The following is a 5,427-nucleotide window of genomic DNA, read 5'->3' on the forward strand; positions in this document are numbered from 1 at the left end:
GAGTTGTCGGCGTGTCGTCAGTTAGTGGAAAAAATCGCTCAAAATTTTAATAAAAATAAGGATTGTGGATTAAAACTGTTGGTTGCAAACGATGTTTACCGGCTTGGAACGAAAAATGAACTGGCAGAACTGGTTCGAGATTACGTCAATGATGCAAAGCCCCGTGTTCTTTCCCAGGCCGCTTTGGAAACTGTTGCAATCGTCATGTATAATCAGCCCATTACGCGAATTGAAGTTGATGACATTCGGGGCGTAAACAGTTCTGCAATTTTGCACCGACTCTTAAATCAGGGATTGCTAAAGATTACAGGTATCAAACAAGAGGTTGGCAATCCCAAACAATATGGCGTCACCAACTTTTGCTTAGACTATTTTGGGTTAAAGACATTAAATGACCTGCCAGCCTTACCAAAAGATGAAGTGTTGGATGATAATACAAGTGACTCATTATTGACAAGGTTTAATGAGCAAATCGATCAGGGAAAACAGGAGACTAAAAATGAGTGAACGTTTACAAAAAGTTATGGCCCATGCTGGAGTTGCTTCAAGACGAAAAGCTGAAAAATTAATTGTTGAAGGCCATGTTAAAGTTAATGGAAAAGTAGTCAAGGAGCTGGGAACAAAAGTCACGGAATCCGACGAGGTAGAAGTAGACGAAGTTCCAATATCAAAAGAAGTCCCCGTTTATTACCTTCTGTACAAACCGAGAGGGGTTATTACTGCTGTAACGGATGATAAACATCGAAAAACAGTGATTGACCTCCTAAGTGAAGTTACCGAACGTATTTATCCGGTCGGCCGATTGGATTATGATACGTCAGGCTTACTGTTATTAACAAATGATGGTGATCTCGATAATCATTTAACACATCCAAAGTACGAGGTTGATAAAACCTATGTTGCAAAAGTTAAAGGGACCATCACCAACGATGATATGAAGAGGCTTCGAACTGGTATTCATATTGATGGTCGAAAAACTGCTAGTGCCAAAGCAACGGTTATTCGAAATAATAATAACAGTACAATTGTGTCGTTGACGATTCATGAAGGTCGAAACCATCAAGTCAAAAAGATGTTTTTGGCATTAGGGCATCCCGTTGAGAAGCTTAGTAGACAAAGTTATGGCTTCTTAAACTTGGATGGACTACAGCCGGGGGATTATCGACGATTAAAGCCTCATGAAGTTGAAGAACTTAAAAAAATGTCTCAAGATAGAAAACGTTGACATTTAAATAAGATTTGATTTATTTAAGTTAGTTAAATAAATTGGTTTATCTTCAGGGCAGGGTGAAATTCCCGACCGGCGGTTATAGTCCGCGACACGTGAGTTATCACGCTGATCTGGTGAAATTCCAGTACCGACAGTAAAGTCTGGTATGTAGAAGATTAAATTTTTCACTACGCATAAAGTCCTGGCAGTTTTTGTCGGGACTTTTTTGAAGATTAACCATTGGAAGAGAGGTTCTTTTCAATGGAACATAGTAGTAATAAGCAATTGTTGACGACCCGTTTGGTGGAAATGTCGGTGTTAGCCGGCTGCTCCTATGTATTGATGTTCATTTCATTTCCGATTATTCCAATTGTCCCTTACATGAAGATTGATTTTGCGGACATGCCGATTTTAATTGGAACTGTCCTATTTGGGCCGGTTAGCGGTATAACTATCGCGGGTCTCAAGTCGTTATTATATTGGCTGACAACTTCTGGTGGATCACTTATCGGCCTGATTGGTGTTGGCTCATCATTTTTATCGTCAGTCACGTTAATTCTCGCATTTTATTTGGGAAATCGATTCTTTGATTCAATGAAAAATTCTCTTAGAATTATTTTGGTCATTGCTTTAATGATGATTAGTTTAACAGTTATCATGTCGCTTTCTAACTGGATTGCAGTCATTCCGCTTTATATGAGTATGGTAGGGATGAAGATAGGCATGCCATTGTCATCTCTCATTTTGTTCGGCGTAGTACCCTTTAATTTAATTAAAGGAATTGTTGTTGGTGGTTTATTCTATGCCATCAAAGACAAGGTTCTTCCGCGACTTAAATTAAAATAGGTTTAAAACAAATAATTTAATTAAACCACGTATATAAATAATGCAGCTTATTGTAGAATAATAATGGCTACATTCTCGAAAACTGAGAGGTTGGGAATTGTCTCGACCTTTTTTTGATATTTTGATAGGTGACTAGTATGGACTTAGCGATAATTTTAATTCTTTTTAGTTCCTCATCCCAGTGGCGACGCTCAAAGGCCATTAAAAATATTTTGATTGGCAGGCGGACTGTTTCCAATTTATACTGGGCACTCCAATATGGGCTGCTAGAAGATTTTGGTTCTCTTCACGGCGCTTTACCAGATAATATTGACCAGGCAGTTGCTAAACTTAAGCAGGCTGAGCTTGTAAAAGCTGATTCGGAGTTACAGATCCTTCTCACTGAAAAGGGAAGCGATTATCAATCAAAATTATTGGCTTCACTGCCTGAGTTAACTTTATTTGCATGGTCAGCCCGCTATGATGTCTTTAGATTTTCTAAAAGATTAAACCTCGCTATTCAGATTGTGTCGGAATATAGTTATTCAAATAATCATTACTATCCACAAACTATCGGTTTGTTGGACAGTCAGTTGATCAAAAAATGGTTTATTCAAAACAAAGCAGATCACTTACCGGTATATCTATATTCAATGCTTAATCATTTTTTGGAAAAACTGTCTCGAGATGAGTTTGCCGAAATCTTTACTCAGAACTTGTCTGGACATCATCTTTCCGGACAAACTGATGCTCAAATTGGTCAAACTCAAGGTAAGTCTCCCACGGTCATTTCTTTAACAAAATTACTGCTATACACGCAGCTGCTTAACGAATTGTTAAGTAAACCCAATTCTAAATTGCAGCCTTTAACCCAAGGACTCGCCAGACCAGTCATTTCAAACAGTGCTGCAGAAACTTTTACCATGTTTTGCCATTATCCAGGTTTAACAATTGCAAAAATTGCTCAAAAGCGGCATATTAAGTTGACAACTGCTTATGAGCATCTTCTGGAGGCAGCTATCGTTTTACCTCAAAATGATATCCCGTTTCAACGCTTATTGAACCCGAAGCTCGAGCAAAAGTTATCTGCAATTCAACCCAATGACTTGGGGGAGTGGTCATTTCGGGTAGCCAATGAACAAGTGGATAAGTTGGACTTCTTCAACTTTCGATTATTTCAGATTAAACAACTTAAACAGACTGATTGAGAAATGTATAGGTGAAAATATGCTTAATTTACAGGATGAACTAACTAAATATTTTGGCTTTAAGCGGTTTCGTCCCGGTCAGGAAAAAATTTTGACGATGTTGCTAAAGGGCAAAAACGTCCTGGCAATTTTACCTACGGGCGGTGGAAAAACACTTTTATATCAACTGTATGCTGCTATAACACATCAACGGATTATCATTGTATCGCCACTTATTTCACTCATGCAGGATCAAGTCAGTCGTTTACAATTTCTGGGTTCTAAACGCGTCATTGCCCTGACTTCCGCAATCGATTTTAAAGAACGTCAATTTATTATGAATCACCTTGAGCAATATCAATTTATTTATGCTTCTCCGGAAATGCTGGCCAATCCACAAATCATGGAAAAATTCAAACAACTATCCGTTGGGCTGCTGGTTATTGACGAAGCCCACTGTATTTCTGAATGGGGCCCCGATTTTCGCCCAGATTATCTAAAATTAAATCAGGTTAGAAAGTCACTCAAAATGCCATTAACCTTGATGATGACTGCCACCGCTACAACCAAAACCAGGCAAGATATCCTCGAGCGCATGGAGATGGATCAGGATCAGGTTAATCAAATTGTTCTTTCCGTTAATCGTAAAAACATTTTTTTAAGCGCTCGAGTTTGTAAAAATCAACGTGAAAAAGATGATCTTTTAGTCAAATTGGTTAGTAAACTTCACGGCGCAGGTATTATCTATTTTTCCAGCCGTGCAACAGCTGAAACAGTTGCAGCGTTACTGAATCATGACACCAGTAAAAGGGTAGAGGCTTATCATGGCGGAATGGAGGGACAATACAGGTTTCGAATTCAACAGCAATTTATGAACAAGGAGATTGATATTGTGTGCGCTACCAGCGCATTTGGAATGGGAATTGATAAAAATGACGTTCGTTATGTGATTCATTATCATTTACCAGGTAATATTCAAAATTATATGCAGGAAATCGGTCGTGCCGGAAGGGATGGGAAACCATCTTTAGCTATTCTATTATATGAACCAAACGATCGTTATCTTCAGGCAAACTTAATTGATAATACGTATCCCGAAGATAATTTGACCAGTTATTTATACCAACATCCACAAGTAATGAAAAAAAACGATGCGTTTCGTGTCGTCAAATATTATTATGAGAACCATTTTTCAAGCGACCAGGCTATTTCCTTTCTGAATCGTTCAAAAGAACAAAGATTGACCGGTCTACAACAGATGTATCAATATATTTTTACACCTGGATGTCGACGAAAAGTTTTATTAAACCACTTTGATGAACAATTAGTCGATGACGATCACGAAAATCAGTTTTGTTGTGACTTTCATTTTAATTTTTGGACTAAATGGGAAATTTTCAATGACCACTACCTGAAATCGAGTGATTTTAGACAGCAGAATGCTGTGAAAGACTGGCATGAAGTCCTTAAAAGCTTATTTTTATCAAAAAATTAAGGAAAGCTGACAATGTTTGATGATAAAATGAACTTGTCTATTCTGTAAGTAAGGAGGGGTCTAAATGAATACAAACGGGGATCATAAGCGTTCTGATGAAGATCAACCCTGGAATCAAACCTTTTCGGAAGATCGTGATGAACATGGCAACTTATCACGTGTAAAGCTTCGTCAGCAAAGTCATAATCACAATATGATTACAATTGTTTTAGTCACGTTGATCATTGTCATTGCTTTAGTCTCATTAGTATATGGTTTGACCAAACAGAGTGCAATGGGGAGCGGTTCCAATCATCATGTGACAGTTGCAATGTCGCAGCCCAGTTCAAAAAAAAAATCCTCAACCTCTGAATCCATTGTAAAGAAGAAGGCAGCTTCCCAGAAACCTGTTAAAGAAAAGAAGGTCTCAAGTGTCTCGTCTTCGGTTTCTTCAAACTCAAGAAGTCGAGCATCCAGTTATTCGACTAATCAGTCTGCTTCAAGCTATAAGGATAATCCATCAACGTCGACTACTGCATCGGACAATTCTCGGGCGTCATCCGATTCTCAAAGTCAGCAACCAAATACGACTAACCAAACGTCAACTTCCAGTGGCCACGAATACGCCACCGTTCAGGCCGGTCAGGGAATATACAGAGTTGCTGTGAATAATGGATTAACGATGTCACAGTTAATGCGGATGAATGGTTTATCGTCTACTTCACAAATTC

General features: G+C 38.5%; 6 protein-coding genes and 1 riboswitch. All 6 genes read left to right on the plus strand.

Features of this window, described 5'->3' with window-relative positions; all coding sequences use genetic code 11:
• Nucleotides 1–507: SMC-Scp complex subunit ScpB (scpB, locus tag HMPREF0519_RS05475; RefSeq protein WP_004561464.1), on the plus strand; the 507-nt coding region annotated here is incomplete at its 5' end.
• Nucleotides 500–1,225 (plus strand): pseudouridine synthase, encoded by a 726-nt coding sequence (locus tag HMPREF0519_RS05480; protein WP_004561465.1) that lies wholly within the window; start codon nucleotides 500–502, stop codon nucleotides 1,223–1,225. The genes scpB and HMPREF0519_RS05480, both read left to right, overlap by 8 nt.
• A gap of 44 nt (nucleotides 1,226–1,269) precedes the next feature.
• Nucleotides 1,270–1,391, plus strand: a riboswitch (FMN riboswitch).
• Between the two features lie 80 nt (nucleotides 1,392–1,471).
• Complete coding sequence (locus HMPREF0519_RS05485) at nucleotides 1,472–2,056, plus strand: ECF transporter S component (protein WP_004561466.1); 585 nt, start codon at nucleotides 1,472–1,474, stop codon at nucleotides 2,054–2,056.
• Nucleotides 2,057–2,193: 137 nt separating this feature from the next.
• Nucleotides 2,194–3,243: a helix-turn-helix domain-containing protein gene (locus tag HMPREF0519_RS05490; RefSeq protein WP_004561467.1), complete on the plus strand. Its 1,050-nt coding sequence runs from the start codon at nucleotides 2,194–2,196 to the stop codon at nucleotides 3,241–3,243.
• 19 nt (nucleotides 3,244–3,262) lie between these two features.
• Complete coding sequence (locus HMPREF0519_RS05495) at nucleotides 3,263–4,717, plus strand: RecQ family ATP-dependent DNA helicase (protein ID WP_004561468.1); 1,455 nt, start codon at nucleotides 3,263–3,265, stop codon at nucleotides 4,715–4,717.
• 64 nt (nucleotides 4,718–4,781) lie between these two features.
• The coding region (locus HMPREF0519_RS05500) for a LysM peptidoglycan-binding domain-containing protein (RefSeq protein ID WP_004561469.1) at nucleotides 4,782–5,427 on the plus strand (646 nt) is incomplete at its 3' end.

It is taken from the genome of Lentilactobacillus hilgardii DSM 20176 = ATCC 8290 (assembly GCF_000159315.1).
Taxonomy (GTDB): Bacteria; Bacillota; Bacilli; order Lactobacillales; family Lactobacillaceae; genus Lentilactobacillus; species Lentilactobacillus hilgardii.